At 70.5% G+C, this 15231-nt stretch carries 16 protein-coding genes; 13 read left to right on the top strand and 3 right to left on the bottom strand.

What is annotated here, in order from left to right:
• Positions 1 to 34 precede the first annotated feature (34 nt).
• The 5 genes from ACIRON_RS23700 (at position 35) to ACIRON_RS23680 (ending at position 4677) form a co-directional block, all read left to right on the top strand.
• Positions 35 to 640 carry a TetR-like C-terminal domain-containing protein gene (locus ACIRON_RS23700; RefSeq protein WP_402996060.1) on the top strand — a complete coding sequence of 202 codons (606 nt, stop codon included), beginning with the start codon at positions 35 to 37 and terminating at the stop codon, positions 638 to 640.
• 110 nt (positions 641 to 750) lie between these two features.
• Positions 751 to 1797: an ABC transporter substrate-binding protein gene (locus ACIRON_RS23695; RefSeq protein ID WP_402996059.1), complete on the top strand. Its 1047-nt coding sequence runs from the start codon at positions 751 to 753 to the stop codon at positions 1795 to 1797.
• A 20-nt stretch (positions 1798 to 1817) separates the two neighbouring features.
• The gene (locus ACIRON_RS23690) at positions 1818 to 2834 is read left to right on the top strand and encodes a FecCD family ABC transporter permease (protein ID WP_402996058.1); all 1017 of its coding nucleotides are present in this window, start codon (positions 1818 to 1820) and stop codon (positions 2832 to 2834) included.
• On the top strand, positions 2831 to 3874 hold the full coding sequence (locus ACIRON_RS23685) for a FecCD family ABC transporter permease (RefSeq protein WP_402996056.1): 1044 nt from the start codon (positions 2831 to 2833) through the stop codon (positions 3872 to 3874). The genes ACIRON_RS23690 and ACIRON_RS23685 overlap by 4 nt, the downstream gene beginning before the upstream one ends.
• A complete protein-coding gene (locus tag ACIRON_RS23680; RefSeq protein WP_402996054.1) occupies positions 3871 to 4677 on the top strand; it encodes an ABC transporter ATP-binding protein in 807 nt (268 codons plus the stop codon). Before ACIRON_RS23685 ends, ACIRON_RS23680 begins: the two co-directional genes overlap by 4 nt.
• Positions 4678 to 4695: 18 nt before the next feature.
• Here the strand turns inward: ACIRON_RS23680 and ACIRON_RS23675 are convergent, their stop codons facing one another.
• The 3 genes from ACIRON_RS23675 to ACIRON_RS23665 are packed head-to-tail and all read right to left on the bottom strand — an operon-like array spanning position 4696 to position 6939.
• Positions 4696 to 5544: an alpha/beta hydrolase gene (locus ACIRON_RS23675; RefSeq protein WP_402996052.1), complete on the bottom strand. Its 849-nt coding sequence runs from the start codon at positions 5542 to 5544 to the stop codon at positions 4696 to 4698.
• Between the two features lie 11 nt (positions 5545 to 5555).
• Complete coding sequence (locus tag ACIRON_RS23670) at positions 5556 to 6161, bottom strand: SGNH/GDSL hydrolase family protein (RefSeq protein WP_402996050.1); 606 nt, start codon at positions 6159 to 6161, stop codon at positions 5556 to 5558.
• Between the two features lies 1 nt (position 6162).
• Positions 6163 to 6939 (bottom strand): MurR/RpiR family transcriptional regulator, encoded by a 777-nt coding sequence (locus ACIRON_RS23665; RefSeq protein WP_402996048.1) that lies wholly within the window; start codon positions 6937 to 6939, stop codon positions 6163 to 6165.
• A 198-nt stretch (positions 6940 to 7137) separates the two neighbouring features.
• Between ACIRON_RS23665 and ACIRON_RS23660 the strand changes: the two genes are divergently transcribed.
• The 8 genes from ACIRON_RS23660 to ACIRON_RS23625 all read left to right on the top strand — a co-directional run bounded on the left by ACIRON_RS23660 (position 7138) and on the right by ACIRON_RS23625 (position 15087).
• A complete protein-coding gene (locus ACIRON_RS23660; protein WP_402996046.1) occupies positions 7138 to 8268 on the top strand; it encodes a C45 family autoproteolytic acyltransferase/hydolase in 1131 nt (376 codons plus the stop codon).
• 8 nt (positions 8269 to 8276) lie between these two features.
• Positions 8277 to 9923 (top strand): ABC transporter substrate-binding protein, encoded by a 1647-nt coding sequence (locus tag ACIRON_RS23655; protein WP_402996044.1) that lies wholly within the window; start codon positions 8277 to 8279, stop codon positions 9921 to 9923.
• Positions 9924 to 9925: 2 nt separating this feature from the next.
• Positions 9926 to 10876, top strand: a complete 951-nt coding sequence (locus tag ACIRON_RS23650) for an ABC transporter permease (protein WP_402996042.1) — start codon at positions 9926 to 9928, stop codon at positions 10874 to 10876.
• Entirely contained in the window at positions 10873 to 11730 is an 858-nt protein-coding gene (locus ACIRON_RS23645) for an ABC transporter permease (RefSeq protein WP_402996040.1), read from the top strand. The genes ACIRON_RS23650 and ACIRON_RS23645 overlap by 4 nt, the downstream gene beginning before the upstream one ends.
• Positions 11731 to 11735: 5 nt before the next feature.
• On the top strand, positions 11736 to 12566 hold the full coding sequence (locus ACIRON_RS23640; protein WP_402996038.1) for an ABC transporter ATP-binding protein: 831 nt from the start codon (positions 11736 to 11738) through the stop codon (positions 12564 to 12566).
• Positions 12563 to 13399 carry an ABC transporter ATP-binding protein gene (locus ACIRON_RS23635; RefSeq protein WP_402996036.1) on the top strand — a complete coding sequence of 279 codons (837 nt, stop codon included), beginning with the start codon at positions 12563 to 12565 and terminating at the stop codon, positions 13397 to 13399. The genes ACIRON_RS23640 and ACIRON_RS23635 overlap by 4 nt, the downstream gene beginning before the upstream one ends.
• Before the next feature lie 46 nt (positions 13400 to 13445).
• Positions 13446 to 14468 carry an ornithine cyclodeaminase gene (locus tag ACIRON_RS23630; protein ID WP_402996261.1) on the top strand — a complete coding sequence of 341 codons (1023 nt, stop codon included), beginning with the start codon at positions 13446 to 13448 and terminating at the stop codon, positions 14466 to 14468.
• A 115-nt stretch (positions 14469 to 14583) separates the two neighbouring features.
• On the top strand, positions 14584 to 15087 hold the full coding sequence (locus tag ACIRON_RS23625; RefSeq protein WP_402996035.1) for a hypothetical protein: 504 nt from the start codon (positions 14584 to 14586) through the stop codon (positions 15085 to 15087).
• The last annotated feature ends 144 nt before the right edge of the window (positions 15088 to 15231 follow it).

Below are 15231 nucleotides of genomic sequence, written 5' to 3'. Positions count from 1 at the left end.
CGGAGGTGTGGAGAATGGCCGAAGGGACGCAGTCGTGAAGGACTCCGAGGCGTTGCCGGAGCGTCCGGGCAGAGGCCGCCGCCCGGCGGGGGAGGTCCGTGCCGGCGTCCTGCAGACGGTCGGTGAGGTCCTCCTCTCCGAGGGGAGTGCGGCGCTGACCTTCGAGCGGGTCGCCCGGCTCTCGGGCGCCAGCAAGACGACCCTCTACAAGTGGTGGCCCTCCATCGGGGCGCTGGCGCTCGATGGCTACTTCCACGCCGTCGAGGACACCCTGGCGTTCCCCGACACCGGGGACGTACGCACCGACCTGGTCGACCAGCTGCGGGCCTTCGCGACCGTGATGACGACGACCCCGGCGGGCCGGGTGCTGGCGCAGCTGATCGGGCAGGCGCAGACCGACCCCGAGCTCGCCGTCGCCTACCGCGAGCGCTACTCCGCGGAGCGCCGGCGGCTCGCCGTCGAGCGGATCGACATCGCCAAGAAGGCCGGCCAGGTCCGGGCCGAGATCGACTCCCAGGTGCTGGTCGACCAGCTCTGGGGTGCGGTCTACCACCGCCTCCTCATCCCCGACGAGCCGGTCACGGACGCCTTCGTCGTCGCCCTCGTCGACAACGTGCTGGACGGCGTCTCGCCGCGGTAGGCCCTTTCCGTCCCGATCCCATCATTAGGCTAGGCTTACCTCGCCTTGGGTTGTCGGGCGTGCCGTGGGAGTGCTCCACCGCACGGCCCCTTCGTGAAGAGAGTTCCTGCATGCGTCGCACCACCGTTCTCGCCACCGGCGTTCTCCTCGCCGTGACCGTTCTCGCCGGGTGCGGGGCGGAGGAGACCTCGGAGGGCGGCGGCAACCAGTCCAACGTCGCGACCGGGCAGGAGGGCTTCGACGACGTCCGCGAGATGGCGGCGAAGCTGGGCACCGACGCGAAGCCGGGGGAGTTCCCGCGGGCCGTACGCAACATGGTGACCAACGAGAAGGTCGGGGAGACCGAGATCCCGGCCAAGCCCGAGCGGGTGATCGTGCTCGACACCGGCGAGCTCGACAACATGATCTCCCTGGGCATCGAGCCGGTCGGCATCGCCCACCCCGCCGACACCTCGATCGCGCCGGACTACCTCGAGGTCGGTGACGCCGTCGACCTCGGTGCCTACGACGCCCTCGACCTCGAGCAGATCAAGAACCTCGAGCCCGACCTGATCCTGGGGACCTCCCTGCGGATCGACGACGACGGGCTCAAGAAGCAGCTCCAGGACATCGCCCCGACCGTGCTCGCGCCCCGCCCGGGCGTGCTGTGGAAGGAGAACTTCCTCCTCAACGCCGCCGCGGTCGGCGAGGAGACGCGCGCCGAGGAGCTCATGACCGCCTACGAGAAGCGCGCCACCGCCGTCGGCGAGCAGGTCGTCGCCGCCAACGACGAGGTCGCGCCCACCGTGTCGATGCTGCGGTTCATGGCCGGTCGGATCCGGCTCTACGGCAACGACTCCTTCATCGGCACGATCCTCGCCGACGCTGGCCTGCCCCGCCCGAAGACCGAGGACATCGACGAGCTCGCCGTCGAGATCTCCTCGGAGGAGATCACCCGCGCTGAGGGCGAGTGGCTCCTGTGGGGCACCTACGGCGACCCGAGGGCGACCGAGCAGGCCGCCGTCGTCGACGGCCCGCTGTGGGGCGAGGTGCCGGCGGTCGCCGACGGCGGCGTAGTCAAGGAGATCGACGACGAGACGTGGTACCTCGGGCTGGGTGTCGAGGGCGCGGACCTCGTGCTCGACGACCTGGAGGCCATCGCCGCCGACCTCTCGTGAGCGGAGTGCGGACCGCGCCGGTGCGAACGGCACCGGCGCGGCGTACGCCGTTCGGAGTGGCGCTCGCGGCCGCCCTGGTGCTGCTCGTCGTCGCGCTGCTGCTGAGCCTGCTGGTCGGGACCCGGGTGCTCAGCCTGCCCGAGACGTTCGCCGGACTGACCGGGACCGACCGGGTCGCCTCGGCCGTGATCTGGGAGCTCCGCCTGCCACGTACGCTCCTCGGGCTGCTGGTCGGCGCGGCGCTGGGCAGCGCCGGCGTGCTGGCCCAGGCGGTGACGCGGAACCCGCTCGCCGACCCGGGCCTGCTGGGCATCTCCTCGGGCGCCGCGGTCGCGATCGTCGTGGGTGGCGCGCTCTTCGGCATCGGCGGGGGAGTGCCCCAGGTGCTGGTCGCGATCCTGGGTGCCGCGGCGGCGACCGTCGCGGTGTACGCCTTCGCGCAGCGCTCCCCGGAGGGGCTGACCCCGGTCAACATGACCCTGGCCGGGATGGCGATCACCGCCTGCCTGGGTGCGGTCGTCTCCACGATCGTGCTGCTCGACGCCTCGACGATGGACCAGTACCGGTTCTGGGTCGTCGGCGCGCTCGGCAACCGGGACGCCGACGTGCTCGTCCCCGCCGCCGTCGTCATCCTGGCCGGTGTGGGCGTCGCGCTGGTCGTGTCCGGGTCGCTGAACGCTCTCGCCCTGGGCGATGACACCGCCGCCGGCCTCGGCGTCCACGTGCAGCGCACCCGCGCGCTCGGCGGCGTGGCCGTCGTACTGCTCTCCGGGACCGCCGTGGCCCTCTCCGGTCCCATCGTGTTCGTCGGCCTCATCGTTCCCCACGCCGCCCGGCTGCTGGTCGGCTCCGACGTACGCCGCGCACTCGCGATGTCCGCCCTGCTCGGACCGCTGCTGCTCCTGACCGCCGACGTCATCGGCCGGGTGATCGCGCGACCCTCCGAGGTCCAGGTCGGGGTCGTGACCGCGATCCTGGGCACGCCCCTGTTCGTCTGGCTGACCCGCCGGGCTCGGACCGAGGGAGGTGGCACATGAGCGCGACGACCCTCGCCGGGCTGCTGCCCCGGGTGCGACCGCGCCGGCGGGTGGTGGTCACGACCGTGACCACGGCGATCCTGCTCGTCCTGCTCACCGCGCTCGCACTGAGCCTGGGCGATGAGAACACCTCCCCGTCGGCCCTGTGGCAGGCGCTGGGCGGCAGCGGTCCGGAGAACACCGTCTACGCCGTACGCGAGGTCCGGCTGCCCCGGGTCGTGCTCGCGCTCGTGGTCGGTGTGGCATTCGGGATCGCGGGTGGGCTGAGCCAGGGCGTACTGCGCAATCCGCTGGCCAGTCCCGACGTCCTCGGCATCGCCGCCGGCGCCTCGGTCGGCGTGGTCGCGGTGATCGCCGCCGGTGCGCTGGGCGGTGCGATCGGGGCGGTCCCGATCCCGCTCGCCGCCCTGGTCGGCGGCCTCGCCGCGGCGGCGCTGATCGCGCTGCTCGCCGCCGACGGATCGCTCCGCGGCAGGCGGGTGCTGCTCGTCGGGATCGCGATGTCCACCGCTCTGACCGGCGTGACCCAGTACCTCCTCACCCGGATCGACGTCTACGACGCGCAGCGCTCCGCGGTGTGGCTGACCGGCAGCCTCAACGCCCGCGGCTGGGACGAGGCCGCCCCGGTCGCGGCCGGGCTGCTGGTCCTGGTTCCGGTCGTGCTCGTGCTGGCGCACAGCAACCGGGCGCTGATCTTCGACGAGGACCTGGTGACCGCGTGGGGCGTACGCGGGAACCGGGTCCGGGTGACGCTGCTCGTGGTCTCGGTGTGCCTGGCCGCCCTGGCGACCTCCGCCGCCGGTCCGGTCGCCTTCGTCGCGCTCGTCTCCGGCCAGGTCGCCCGCAGGGTCGCCCGGGTCCCGGACATCCCGCCCCTGCTCGCCGGCCTGACCGGCGCCCTGATCGTCCTCGGCGCCGACACAGTGGCACGCACCGCGCTCCCGGTGCAGCTGCCCGTCGGCGTCCTCACCGCGCTGGTCGGCGCACCGTACCTCCTCTATCTCCTCCAGCGGCGCCGAACGAACGGAGTCCCATCGTGAGCGCATCCGCACTCGAGTCCCGTCTGCGGGCGGAACAGGTCAGTCTCGCCTACGGCGACCGGCAGGTGGTGAGCGAGCTCTCCCTCGCCGTGCCGGCCGGCAAGGTCACCGTGATCGTCGGCGCGAACGCCTCCGGCAAGTCGACCGTCCTGCGGGCCCTCTCGAGGCTGCTGCGGCCGACCGAGGGCGTGGTCCTGCTCGACGGGAAGTCGATCACCTCCCAGCCCTCGCGCGACGTCGCCCGCGCCCTCGGCCTGCTCCCGCAGTCGCCGGTCGCGCCCGAGGGCATCACGGTCCGGGACCTAGTCGCCCGCGGCCGCCACCCGCACCAGTCCTGGTGGCGGCAGTGGGGCGAGAGCGACGGCCTAGCCGTCGACGAGGCGCTGCGCGCGACCGGCATGCTCGAGCTCGCCGACCGTGACGTCGACCAGCTCTCCGGCGGGCAGCGGCAACGCGCCTGGATCGCGATGGCCGTGGCCCAGGAGACCGACCTGCTGCTGCTCGACGAGCCGACGACGTACCTCGACATCGCGCATCAGCTCGACGTCCTCGAGCTCGTCGCCGATCTCAACCGCGAGCACGGACGCACCATCGTGATGGTGCTCCACGACCTCAACCTCGCCTGCCGGTACGCCGACCACATCGTCGCGATGCGATCGGGTCGTCTTCTGGTCGAAGGTCCGCCCGCGGAGGTGGTCACCGCCGACCTGCTCCGCGACGTCTTCAACGTCGAGGGTGTGATCGTGACCGACGAGGCGACCGGGGCGCCCGTCGTGCTGCCGCACCGCACGATCGCGGGCTGACCTCCGGACCTGCGGTGGTCAGCCCGCGTGTGCGCGGGACTCGGCGATGAGCTCGCCGAAGTAGCGCTCGACCGCGGGCAGGATCAGGGAACCGCGGTGCGCGACGCCGGGGACCGTGTCGAAACGTACGTCGATGCCGTGCTCGGCGAAGTTGCGCTGGAGGGTCTGCAGCCGCTCGATCCGGGTGGATCCGGCCTTCTCGGCGCCGTCCATCCAGTTCGACTCGCCGCGGTTGTTGATCTCCCAGGTGTCGGTGTCCTCGTCCCCGACGACCATCTGGATCGGAACCCGGCGGATGGCGTCGATGTCGACGTCGATGCCGAAGCGCTCACGCATGCCCTGCGTGCCGAGCCACCACGGCAGGCTGTCGTCGAGCTGCGTGATCCGACCGGGCGCGCCGATCGACACGCCGGCCAGCCGGTCCGGGTGCAGGTAGAGGAACCGGTGCACGAACTGGCCGCCGCCGGAGAACCCGTGGAGGTAGAACCGGTCGGCCGCGATCGGATAGCGCGCCGCCACCTCGTCGACGATGGCGAGCAGGGCGTGGTCGAACCGGATCCCGCGGTACTCGATGAACTTGAAGTTGTGGAAGTCGTCGGGGTCGATGATCCCGGCCGGGAAGAGCGGGGCCAGCACGATCGCCCGGTTGGCGTCGGCGAAACCGCGCAGCGCGTCCCGGTAGCGCTCCGCGGTGCGGGCGGTGCCGTGCTGGGCGACGACGAGCGGGAACGGGGCCTCGGTCTCGTCGAGGTCGCGGGGGACGTAGAGGCAGTAGAGCAGCCGCTGGTCGTACTGGGAGGCGAAGAACGGCGTGCCGCCGCGGAGGTAGAACGCTGAGGTCGACTTGCTCTGCTGGGTGTCCGTCACGGGTGCTCTTCCTAGGCAGGGGATGATGAAGCAGACAATACATCACCGCCCATGTTCGTAACAGACGTTCCATCGCTGCCTGCGATCGCAGCATTGACCAGCTCTGCCAGGAACGGCGTAAGGGCGTCGTAGGAGACTGACGTCAGATGGACGCCGTCGGGCTCGAGGGTCCCGTCGGGTGTGCCGCAGAGCAGGTCGCCCGTCTCCAGGCAGGCCGAGGCGCCGACCAGGTCGCGCAGGGAGTCGCGGTAGCGGTCGAGCACCTCGTTGGTCCGGGTGCCGAGGCCGGGGCGTTCCTGCTCGACCACCGGGGGCGGCAGGAACCCGACGATCCGGGACCCCTCGAAGTGCTCGAGAACGGTCCGTACGTTCGCCTCGAACCGGTCCTGTGGCACCAGCTTCCAGGGAGCGCAGTCGTTCATGCCGAGCGAGAGCACGAGTACGTCCGGCCGCAGCCGCGCGGTGACCGAGGCCCGCCTGGCGCAGTCGTCGCTGGTCCATCCGCCCGCTGCGCAGTTGTGCACCGTCGCCCGGTCGAGCCGCTTCTCGAGCGCGTCGATGCGCGGCTTGGTGAAGCGGGCCAGCATGCTGTCGCCGTAGAGCACCACTGATCGCATCTCAGAACCCCAGCTGCTGGCGGATGGTCGTGAGGGTGTGGGACGTCTGCACGGCGTGCTCGATGTCGAAGGCCGCCACGCCCTGGACGAGGGCGTCCGCCACGGCCATGGTGCTCAACGTCTCCGCGGTCATCCCGGTCGGTGTGTTGGGTGCGTGGATGGTCACGGTGACGACGTCCTCCAGTCGCTCGAGCAGCTCGTCGGTGACCAGGACCGAGCTGGCTCCGACGGCACGCACGCGGTCGAGCAGCACCTGGGTGTCGCGGGGGAGTCGCCCCGGGGCGAAGAGCACCAGCACGTCCCCGCGCTCGATCGAGAGCATCTCGTCGGCCAGCTGGAAGCCCGAACCGCGGATAGGGCGCGAGGAGCGGCCCACACGGCGCAGCTTGAGGGCGAGCTGCTCGGCGACGACCGACGAGGCGCCGAACCCGAAGGTCGCGACCTGACGAGCGCCGTGGATCAGCTCGACCGCGGCGGCGTACGCCTCGGGGGAGTGGTAGTGGCGCAGCAGGTCGATCCGCTCGATCGCCTCGGTGGTGACGCGCTCCCAGACGTTCTCGAGGTTGCCGCCCGTCGCCTCGATCCGGCGGCGCGCGCGCACGTCGGGCGCGGTCGAGGAGGTGAACGGACCGGCCACCCCGCCCTTGAGCTCGGCCAGGCCGGCGTACCCGAGTGCCTGCAGGGTGCGGACGACGGTCGCGTTGCTCGTCCGGGTGGTGCTGCCGAGCTCGGCGGCCGACATGAAGAGCAGCTGCTCGGGCGTGATCTCCGCGAGCACGCGACACACGTTCTGAGCGGCGGGTGCGAAGTCGTCCCAGTGCTCCCGGATCCGTGAACGGAGCTCAACAATCGCCGGATTTGTTGAAGCATCTGTTACAGAAACCACATTGTGTGTATCGTCTCGCCCAGTCATGAATCAAACGATACAGGATTGGCGCTCCCTGTAATGGGGGCGCGCAGAGTCAGGAGTATGGAGATGCCGACCCCCCGGGTCATCGAACTCTCGGGCGATTCCCCGTTCGAGCGAGGAGTCCAGTACGGCGCCGCGGCCGCGGATCTGATCGCCGACGGGATCGCCTACTACCGCCAGGCGTTCCAGCGCCAGGCGCGGCTCAGCTGGGAGGAGGCGCTGCGCTACGTACGTCAGTGGGAGCCCCTCATCCAGCGGGACTTCCCCGACCTCCTGGAGGACATGCGTGGGATCGCCAGGGGAGCAGAGGTGCGTTTCGAGGAGATCCTGGCGCTGAACTGCCGCGGCGAGCTCATCTACGACAACTGGAACCGTGCCCAGGATCCCGCGAGCCACACCCGAGAGGAGACCGACGGCTGCACCTCGTTCTCCCTCACCGACGAGGGTGCCGGTGACGGCCACGTCTACGCCGGTCAGAACTGGGACTGGCGCCACGCCGTCCGTGGCACCGTCGTCGTGCTGCGGATCGTGCAGCCACCCAAACCGACCCTCATCATGCAGGTCGAGGCCGGCCAGATCGGGAGGCACGGGGCCAGCTCCGCGGGGATCGCGCTCAACGCCAACGGTCTGGGCGGCCGGTTCGACCAGCGCGTCGGCGTACCCCAGACCGTCGTTCGGCGGGCGGTGCTCGACTCGCCCACCATCTCCAAGGCCCTCGACGTGCTCGTCCACACCCAGGCGCACATCGCCAGCAACGCACTGCTCACCGACCGCTCCGGCTTCACCGTCGACCTGGAGACCACGCCGGGCGCCTACGGCTGGGAGTACGCCCGCGACGGCGCGATCGTGCACGGGAACCACTACCAGGCCTTCGTGCCCCCACAGCTCGCCGATCACCATCGGCCCTTCTCGTCCGACTCGCTGCTGCGTGTGCCACAAGCGCGCGCCGGCCTCCGAGCGGCAGCGACGGCGGAGAAGTCCGTCGACGTGCGCACCGCGATCCGTTCGGCCATGTCCGATCACCTCGGCCGTCCCGACTCGCTCTGCGCGCACCCCGATCAGCAGCTGGATCCCCTCGACCGGTGGTCGACGATCCTCTCGAGCTGCGTCGACCTCACCACAGGCGACTACTACATCGCCGGCGGAACGCCGTGCGAGAACCCGTACGAACTCATCCCTTTCAACCTCTACGCCTAGGACACACCATGACCCCCAAGACTCTTCGGAAGAGCTCGCTCACCGCGACCGCGGTGGTGGTCGCTCTCTCGGCGGCCGCCTGCGGCGGATCCTCCGGCGGCGCCGGCAACGCCGAGGCCACCAAGGAGAAGATCGCCTTCGCCAACACCACCCCGGCCGCCGACGGGCAGCTCGAGTCGGCCACCTGGATGATGCCCAAGGAGCCGCCGTCGCTCGATCTCGACGCCGACGCCGCCACGTCGCAGAGCGACCTGATCATGTCCAACGTCTGCGAGCGGCTCATGCAGCTCCAGCCCGGCCTCGACGTACAGCCGCACCTCGCGACCGACTACGAGTGGCGCTCCGACACCGAGCTCGTCTTCACCCTGCGCGACGACGTCGTGTTCCACGACGGCTCGCCGATGACCGCCGACGACGTCGTGTGGAGCATGCGCCGCCACATGGCCGACGACGCGGCCGAGTCGGACGAGTTCGGCAACGTCCGCTCGGTCGAGAAGACGGGCGCCGCCGAGGTCACCTTCACGATGACCCAGTCCGACGCGGTCTTCGTCCAGGCGCTGGCCGGCGACGCCGGCGTGGTGCTCTCCCGCAAGCTCGTGGAGGCGCAGGGCGCCGACTACGGGACCACGAAGGGCACCGACGCCTGCTCCGGTCCGTTCGCGCTGAGCAGCTGGGAGTCGGGCAAGCAGGTCGTCCTCACCAAGGCCGACGACTACTGGAACGGCGAGCGGGCGGCCAAGACCGACCAGATCACCTTCCGCTGGGCCAGCGACGACGCGATCGTCAACTCGCTGGTCACCGGCGACGCCACCGGCACCTACCTGGAGAACCTCTCGGCCGCCAGCCGCCTGGTGCAGGACGAGAACATCACCGTGGCCCAAGGTGAGGACACCCGGGTGTGGAGCATGATGGTGACCGAGCGAGGCGGGCTCGCCGACGTACGCCTGCGGCACGCCCTCTCGCTCGCCTTCGACCGCCAGGGCGCCAACCAGGCCGGCCTCTCCGGCCTCGGCCAGCCGTGGAAGGAGCCGGTCGGCTCCGGCGCGTGGAGCTACGAGAAGAAGACCTTCGAGGCGGCGTACGACGCGCTCGAGTGGTCGCCCACGGAGCTGTCGGAGAAGAACATCCAGCAGGCCAAGGAGCTCGTCGAGGAGGTCGGCTCCACCACCCCGATCGTGGTGGCCACCGACGGCTCGCCCACTCGTAGCGCACTCGCCGAGGCGGCGGTGAGCGCTGCCAAGTCGATCGGTCTGCAGGCCAGCATCGTGCGGATCCCGACCGCGCAGTACAGCGACTACTACAGCGACCCCGCCCTGCGGGAGCGCGCCGACCTGTTCGCCGACGACTACTTCGTCTCCAAGTACGACCCGGTGGGCTTCTACAAGAACGGTGCCTCGGACTCCGAGGTCCAGTGGCTGCTGAAGGACAAGGAGTACGACGCGCTGGTGGGTCAGGCGCGTGCGTCGACCGACGAGGGTGAGCGGGCCGAGATCGCGATCCAGCTCTCTCAGCGCTGGGCGGAGACGATGCCCTGGATCAGCGCCTTCTCGAGCCCGGCGACGGTCGCGTTCTCCGCGGACGTCACCGGTGTCCCGGCCTCCGGCTCCTTCCGCTACTACCCCTGGGCCGCGGACCTCGGCTCGAAGGGGAACTGACCATGGTTGCCCTGCTACGACGGCTGGGGGTGATGCTCGTGACCCTGCTGGCCGCCTCGTTCGTGATCTTCGGCAGCCTCTATGCCGCCCCCGGTGACCCGGTGACCTTCCTGATCGGCAACCCGGAGAACATCACGCCCGAGAAGATCGCCGCGGTGCGTGCCGAGTACCACCTCGACGATCCGTTCCTGTCCCAGTACCTGCACTGGCTGGGCGGTGTCCTGAACGGCGACCTCGGGACGTCCTTCGTCTACCAGCAGCCGGTCTTCGACCTGATGCGTACGAAGCTCCCGGTCACGATCACGCTGGTCCTGCTCGCCGCGGTGATGTTCATCGTGATCGGCGTCCTGCTCGGAGCGTTGTCCGCGCTCAAGCGGGGCACGAGCACCGACTCGATCATCACCGGCGCGACCACCTTCGCCACCTCGGTGCCCCACTTCGTGGTCGCTCTGGGCCTGATCGCGGTCTTCGGTGTCCAGCTCGAGTGGTTCCCGGTCACCGGTGACGGCGACGGGTTCGCCGACCGGCTCCACCACCTGACCCTGCCGGCGATCGCGCTCGCACTCGGCGCGCTCGCCGTGGTGAGCAGGGTGACCCGGCAGTCGATGATCGAGCAGCTCAAGGCCGAGCACGTCGAGGCCGCGACGAGCTACGGCCTGTCGTCACGGGTCATCGTGTGGCGACACGTGCTCCGCAACTCGGTGGGTCCGGTGCTGACCATGTGCGGTCTCCTGATCGCCGGCATGCTCGGCGGGACCGTGGTCATCGAGTCGGTCTTCGGCCTCAACGGCGTCGGTGGCCTGTTGGTGGACTCCATCAACGCGCACGACTTCCCGGTCGTCCAGGCCGTGATGCTCTACATGGTGCTGGCCTACATGCTCGTCACCACCGCGATCGACCTCGTCTACCCGCTCATCGACGCACGCATCACGGCCAGGAGCGATGCCGCATGACCACCGAAGCCATCACCACCCTCGGGCTCGACGACACGCGAGCACGCCGCCGCCGGCCCTGGATCTACTACCTGTGCCTGGTCGTGCTCGGCGTCGTGATCGCCGCGGCGGTCCTGGCGCCGTGGGTCACCCCCTACGACCCGGCCGAGACCGACTTCGGCGCGATCTGGGTCTCGCCAGGTGCCGAGCACTGGCTCGGTACCGACCAGCTCGGCCGGGACATCTTCTCCAGGATCGTCGATGGCGCGCGCGACACCCTGCTGGGTGCGCTCGCACTACTGGCCTTCGCCTCCGTCCTGGGGATCACGATCGGCATCACCGCGGCCTGGAAGCAGGGCTGGGTCGACACCGTGCTGGCTCGGGTCACCGACGTCATGTACGCCTTCCCCGGGCTGCTGTTCGTCGTCCTGATCATCGCCGTCTTCGACACCGGAGCGCTCACCTCGATCATCGGGATGGGTCTCGCCTTCGTCCCGACGATCGCGAAGTTCACCCGCTCCGTGGCGCTGAGCGAGATGGCCCGGCCCTACATCGACTCCTACCAGCTCCAAGGTGTCGGTGGCATCGCGCTCTGCGTGCGGTACCTGCTGCCGAACATGATGCCCACCCTGCTCGGCTACCTGGTCGTCATGTTCGGGGACGGGATGATGAGCCTCGCCGCGCTCAACTTCCTCGGATTCGGGTCCCAGCCCCCGAGCTCGGACTGGGGCCTGATGGTCTCGGAGGCACGCAACGGAGTCATCCAGGGCGTCTTCGGCCCCGCTCTCATCCCCGGGCTCGCCATCGCGCTCGTCGTCGTGGCGACCAACGTCGTGGGCGTCCGGCTTGCCGACCAACTCGCCGTCAGGAAGTGATCCCTGTGCTGCTGAACATCGAAGGTCTATCCCTCGCGGTCCCCACGGACCAGGGCCCACGACAGATCCTGGACGACGTCTCGCTGCATGTACGCAGCGGAGAGACGGTCGGCCTGGTCGGCGAGTCCGGCTCGGGCAAGTCCACCACCGCGCGCTCCGCGCTCGCGCTGACCCCGGACGGCGCGAGCACGACCGGCTCGGTGACGGTGGACGGCGTCGACGTGCTCTCGTGCGACCCGGGAAAGGTACGCGAGGTGCGGAAGGGCAAGGCGGCGATGATCTTCCAGGACCCGCGCTCCGCGATCAATCCGGTACGCCGCATCGGCGACTCCGCCACCGAACGCCTGGTCCGCGTCCACGGCGTGCCCAGGGCCGAGGCGACCGCCCGGCTCCTGGCGCTGTTCGAGGAGGTCGGTCTGCCGGACCCGCAACGCCTGCTGCGCCAGTATCCGCACCAGCTCAGCGGCGGCATGCTCCAGCGGGTCGCCATCGCGGCCGCGCTCAGCGTGGACCCGTCGTTGCTGCTGGCCGACGAGTCGACGAGCGCGCTCGACGTCACGACCCAGGCCGAGGTGCTGGCGCTGCTGCAGCGGCTGCGTCGCGAGCGCGGGCTCGGCGTCCTGTTCATCACCCACGACCTGCTGCTCGCGGCGGCGTACTGCGACCGGGTCTACGTCATGCGGGACGGCCGGGTGGTCGACGAGCAGCCGGGCGCGTCCATCTTCGTGGACCCGGCCGAGGAGTACACCCGCTCGCTCGCCGAGGCCACCCCGCGCCTGCCCGAGCGCGCGCCCCGAGAACGACCCGAAGAGCTGGCGACAGGAGCATCGAAATGACGGCGACGTTGGCCGTGGACGGCCTGACGAAGACGTACTCCACCGGCAAGGGGCGACCGGTGGTCACCGCCGCCCAGGACATCGCCTTCGAGCTGGGGCACGGTGAGTCGCTGGGCGTGGTCGGGGAGTCCGGATCGGGGAAGACCACGGTGGCTCGGATGATCGTGGGCCTCACCACGCCGGACTCCGGCACCATCCGCGTCGCCGGCCGGGAACGTACCGGTCGGGTCCGGGGATCGCGTCGTCGCCTCGAGCGGGCGAAGGAGGTGCAGATGGTGTTCCAGGATCCCTACGGTTCCCTCGACCGCCGCCTCACCGTCCGGGCAGCGCTCGACGACGTCCTGCGGCGTCACCGGCCCGAGGAGTCGAGGCAGGACCGGACGACGCGGGTCTCCGACCTGCTCGACTGCGTCGGGCTCAAGCCGATCCTGGCCGACTCGCATCCGCATCAGCTCAGTGGCGGACAGCGGCAGCGGGTGGCCATCGCCAAGGCGCTCGCGGTGGGGCCGTCCGTGCTCGTCCTCGACGAGGCGGTCTCCGCCCTGGACGTGTCGGTGCAGGCCCAGATCCTCGCGCTGCTCAACCAGATCCGGGCCGACACCGGGGTCAGCCTGCTCTTCGTCAGCCACGATCTCGCGGTCGTCTCCGAGGTGACCGACAAGGTCCTGGTGATGTACCGCGGGAAGGTCGTCGAGAGCGGCGCCACCCAGGACGTACTGCGCGATCCGCAGCATGCCTACACCGAGATGCTGCTCTCCTCCGCCCCCGGGCCGCAGTGGCGGCCGGAGCGGGTCGCACAGCTTCGGGCTGAGTTCGCGGGGAGCGAGCGATGAGCCCGTCACCATCACAGAACTACTGGAAGGAAGACATCCGTTGACCATGTTCGTCGGAGTCGCCGACATGGCGATGTGGATCCGGTCCCTGGGCGCGGAGCGCGTCATCGATGAGCTCTCCCGCACGATCGAGGAGGACTTCGGGCGCTGGCCCAGCTTCGACCTCGTGCCTCGGCTCGCCAGCCACACGCCGATCGGCGTGATCGAGCTGATGCCCACCAGCGACAAGGAGCTGTACGCCTTCAAGTACGTCAACGGTCACCCGTCCAACCCAGCGCGTGGGTTCCAGACGGTGACCGCGTTCGGCGCCCTGGCCGAGGTGGACAACGGCTACCCGGTGCTGGTGGCCGAGATGACCCTGCTCACCGCGCTGCGTACGGCGGCGACCTCCGCGCTCGCGTCCCGCCATCTCGCTCGCCCCGACTCGGCCCGGATGGCGCTCATCGGTGCGGGCAGCCAGGTGGAGTTCCAGGCGATGGGGCACCGTGCGGTCCTCGGCATCGAGGAGGTCTCGGTGTGGGACACCGATCCCGGTGCCGTCGCCAAGGCCGTACGCAACCTCGAGGCGCTCGGGTTCCGGGTCCGCGCGGCCGTGAGCGCTCAGGATGCGGTGGTGGGCAGCGACATCGTCACGACGTGCACCGCTGACAAGGCCTGCGCGACGGTCCTCTTCGACGAGTGGGTCACGCCGGGGATGCACATCAACGCCATCGGCGGCGACTGCCCCGGCAAGACCGAGCTCGACCCCCGGATCCTGCGGCGCGGGCCCGTCTTCGTGGAGCATCCGCCGCAGACCAGGATCGAGGGCGAGATCCAGCTGCAGGAGCCGGACTTCCCGGTGACCGAGCTGTGGCAGGTGATCACAGGGGCGGCGAGCGGCCGCACAGCGGCCGAGCAGGTGACGATCTTCGACTCCGTGGGGTTCGCGATCGAGGACTTCTCCGCCCTGCGCCACCTGCGCGAGAGCGCGAGGGAGACCGGGCACTTCACCGAGATCGACCTCGTCGCCGAGCCCGAGGACCCGAAGGACCTGTTCGGGCTGGTGGGCGCACCTGCGCCGGTGAGCTGAGCAGCAGCGTCGTCCGGTTATCCTGATTCGGCACTGAGACGGGGCCTGGCACGGGGTGGGAGTCCCCGGCCAGGCCCCGCTCGCATCCGCAGTTCATCTCCTAGAGGACAACCCGATGACTGAGGCCCAAGGCAGCCGCGAGGCCCGCGCCGCGCAGCTCAAGGAGCGCATCTACGTCACCTTCGCCGCCCTCGCGGTCGTCGTCTCGCTGCTGTCGCACGGCCATGTCGAGGCGCTCGATGCCATCGCGACGCTGGGCGTGACCGTGCTCGGCACGCTGTTCGCCGTCTTCACCGCCGACGTCATCTCGCACCTGCTCGTGCACGAGCGGATGCTCACCCGGGCAGAGTTCGGCCACGCCGCCGGCGTGAGCGCCAGCGCCCTCGGTGCGATCGTCCTGCCGATGCTGTTCCTCCTCGCCGCGCACTTCGGCGTGTGGACTCCGGAGCATGCCCTGCAGGCATCGACCGCGGCGCTCCTGTTCGCGCTCATCGGGTTCGGATGGATCGCCGCGCGCCGCATCAGGCTCCCGTGGTGGCAGCGACTCCTCACCCTCGGAGCCGAAGCGGTGCTCGGCCTCATCGTCATCGGCCTGCAGATCCTCGCCCACGGCGGATAGCGCCCACACCTGTCCAGGGTGCCTGGACAACGGACCGGGGGGGGGGGGGGGGGGGGGGGGGGCGGCGCCCGGCCCGGGGGGGGGGGGGGGGGGGGGGGGGGGGGGGCCCCGCGGGGGCCCCCGGGGGGGGGGGGGGCCGCCGCG

It is taken from the genome of Nocardioides sp. NPDC101246 (assembly GCF_044767415.1).
In the GTDB taxonomy this organism is placed as follows: Bacteria; Actinomycetota; Actinomycetes; order Propionibacteriales; family Nocardioidaceae; genus Nocardioides.
This window is presented reverse-complemented; position numbering and strand designations above follow the sequence as displayed.

Bases quoted from the DNA above. Each gene is read 5' to 3' on its own strand.
- ACIRON_RS23650 (WP_402996042.1), top strand. From the start codon at position 9,926: ATGGTTGCCCTGCTACGACGGCTGGGGGTGATGCTCGTGACCCTGCTG.
- ACIRON_RS23660 (WP_402996046.1), top strand. From the start codon at position 7,138: ATGCCGACCCCCCGGGTCATCGAACTCTCGGGCGATTCCCCGTTCGAG.
- ACIRON_RS23670 (WP_402996050.1), bottom strand. From the start codon at position 6,161: ATGCGATCAGTGGTGCTCTACGGCGACAGCATGCTGGCCCGCTTCACC.
- ACIRON_RS23625 (WP_402996035.1), top strand. From the start codon at position 14,584: ATGACTGAGGCCCAAGGCAGCCGCGAGGCCCGCGCCGCGCAGCTCAAG.
- ACIRON_RS23645 (WP_402996040.1), top strand. From the start codon at position 10,873: ATGACCACCGAAGCCATCACCACCCTCGGGCTCGACGACACGCGAGCA.
- ACIRON_RS23635 (WP_402996036.1), top strand. From the start codon at position 12,563: ATGACGGCGACGTTGGCCGTGGACGGCCTGACGAAGACGTACTCCACC.
- ACIRON_RS23630 (WP_402996261.1), top strand. From the start codon at position 13,446: ATGTTCGTCGGAGTCGCCGACATGGCGATGTGGATCCGGTCCCTGGGC.
- ACIRON_RS23655 (WP_402996044.1), top strand. From the start codon at position 8,277: ATGACCCCCAAGACTCTTCGGAAGAGCTCGCTCACCGCGACCGCGGTG.
- ACIRON_RS23685 (WP_402996056.1), top strand. From the start codon at position 2,831: ATGAGCGCGACGACCCTCGCCGGGCTGCTGCCCCGGGTGCGACCGCGC.
- ACIRON_RS23695 (WP_402996059.1), top strand. From the start codon at position 751: ATGCGTCGCACCACCGTTCTCGCCACCGGCGTTCTCCTCGCCGTGACC.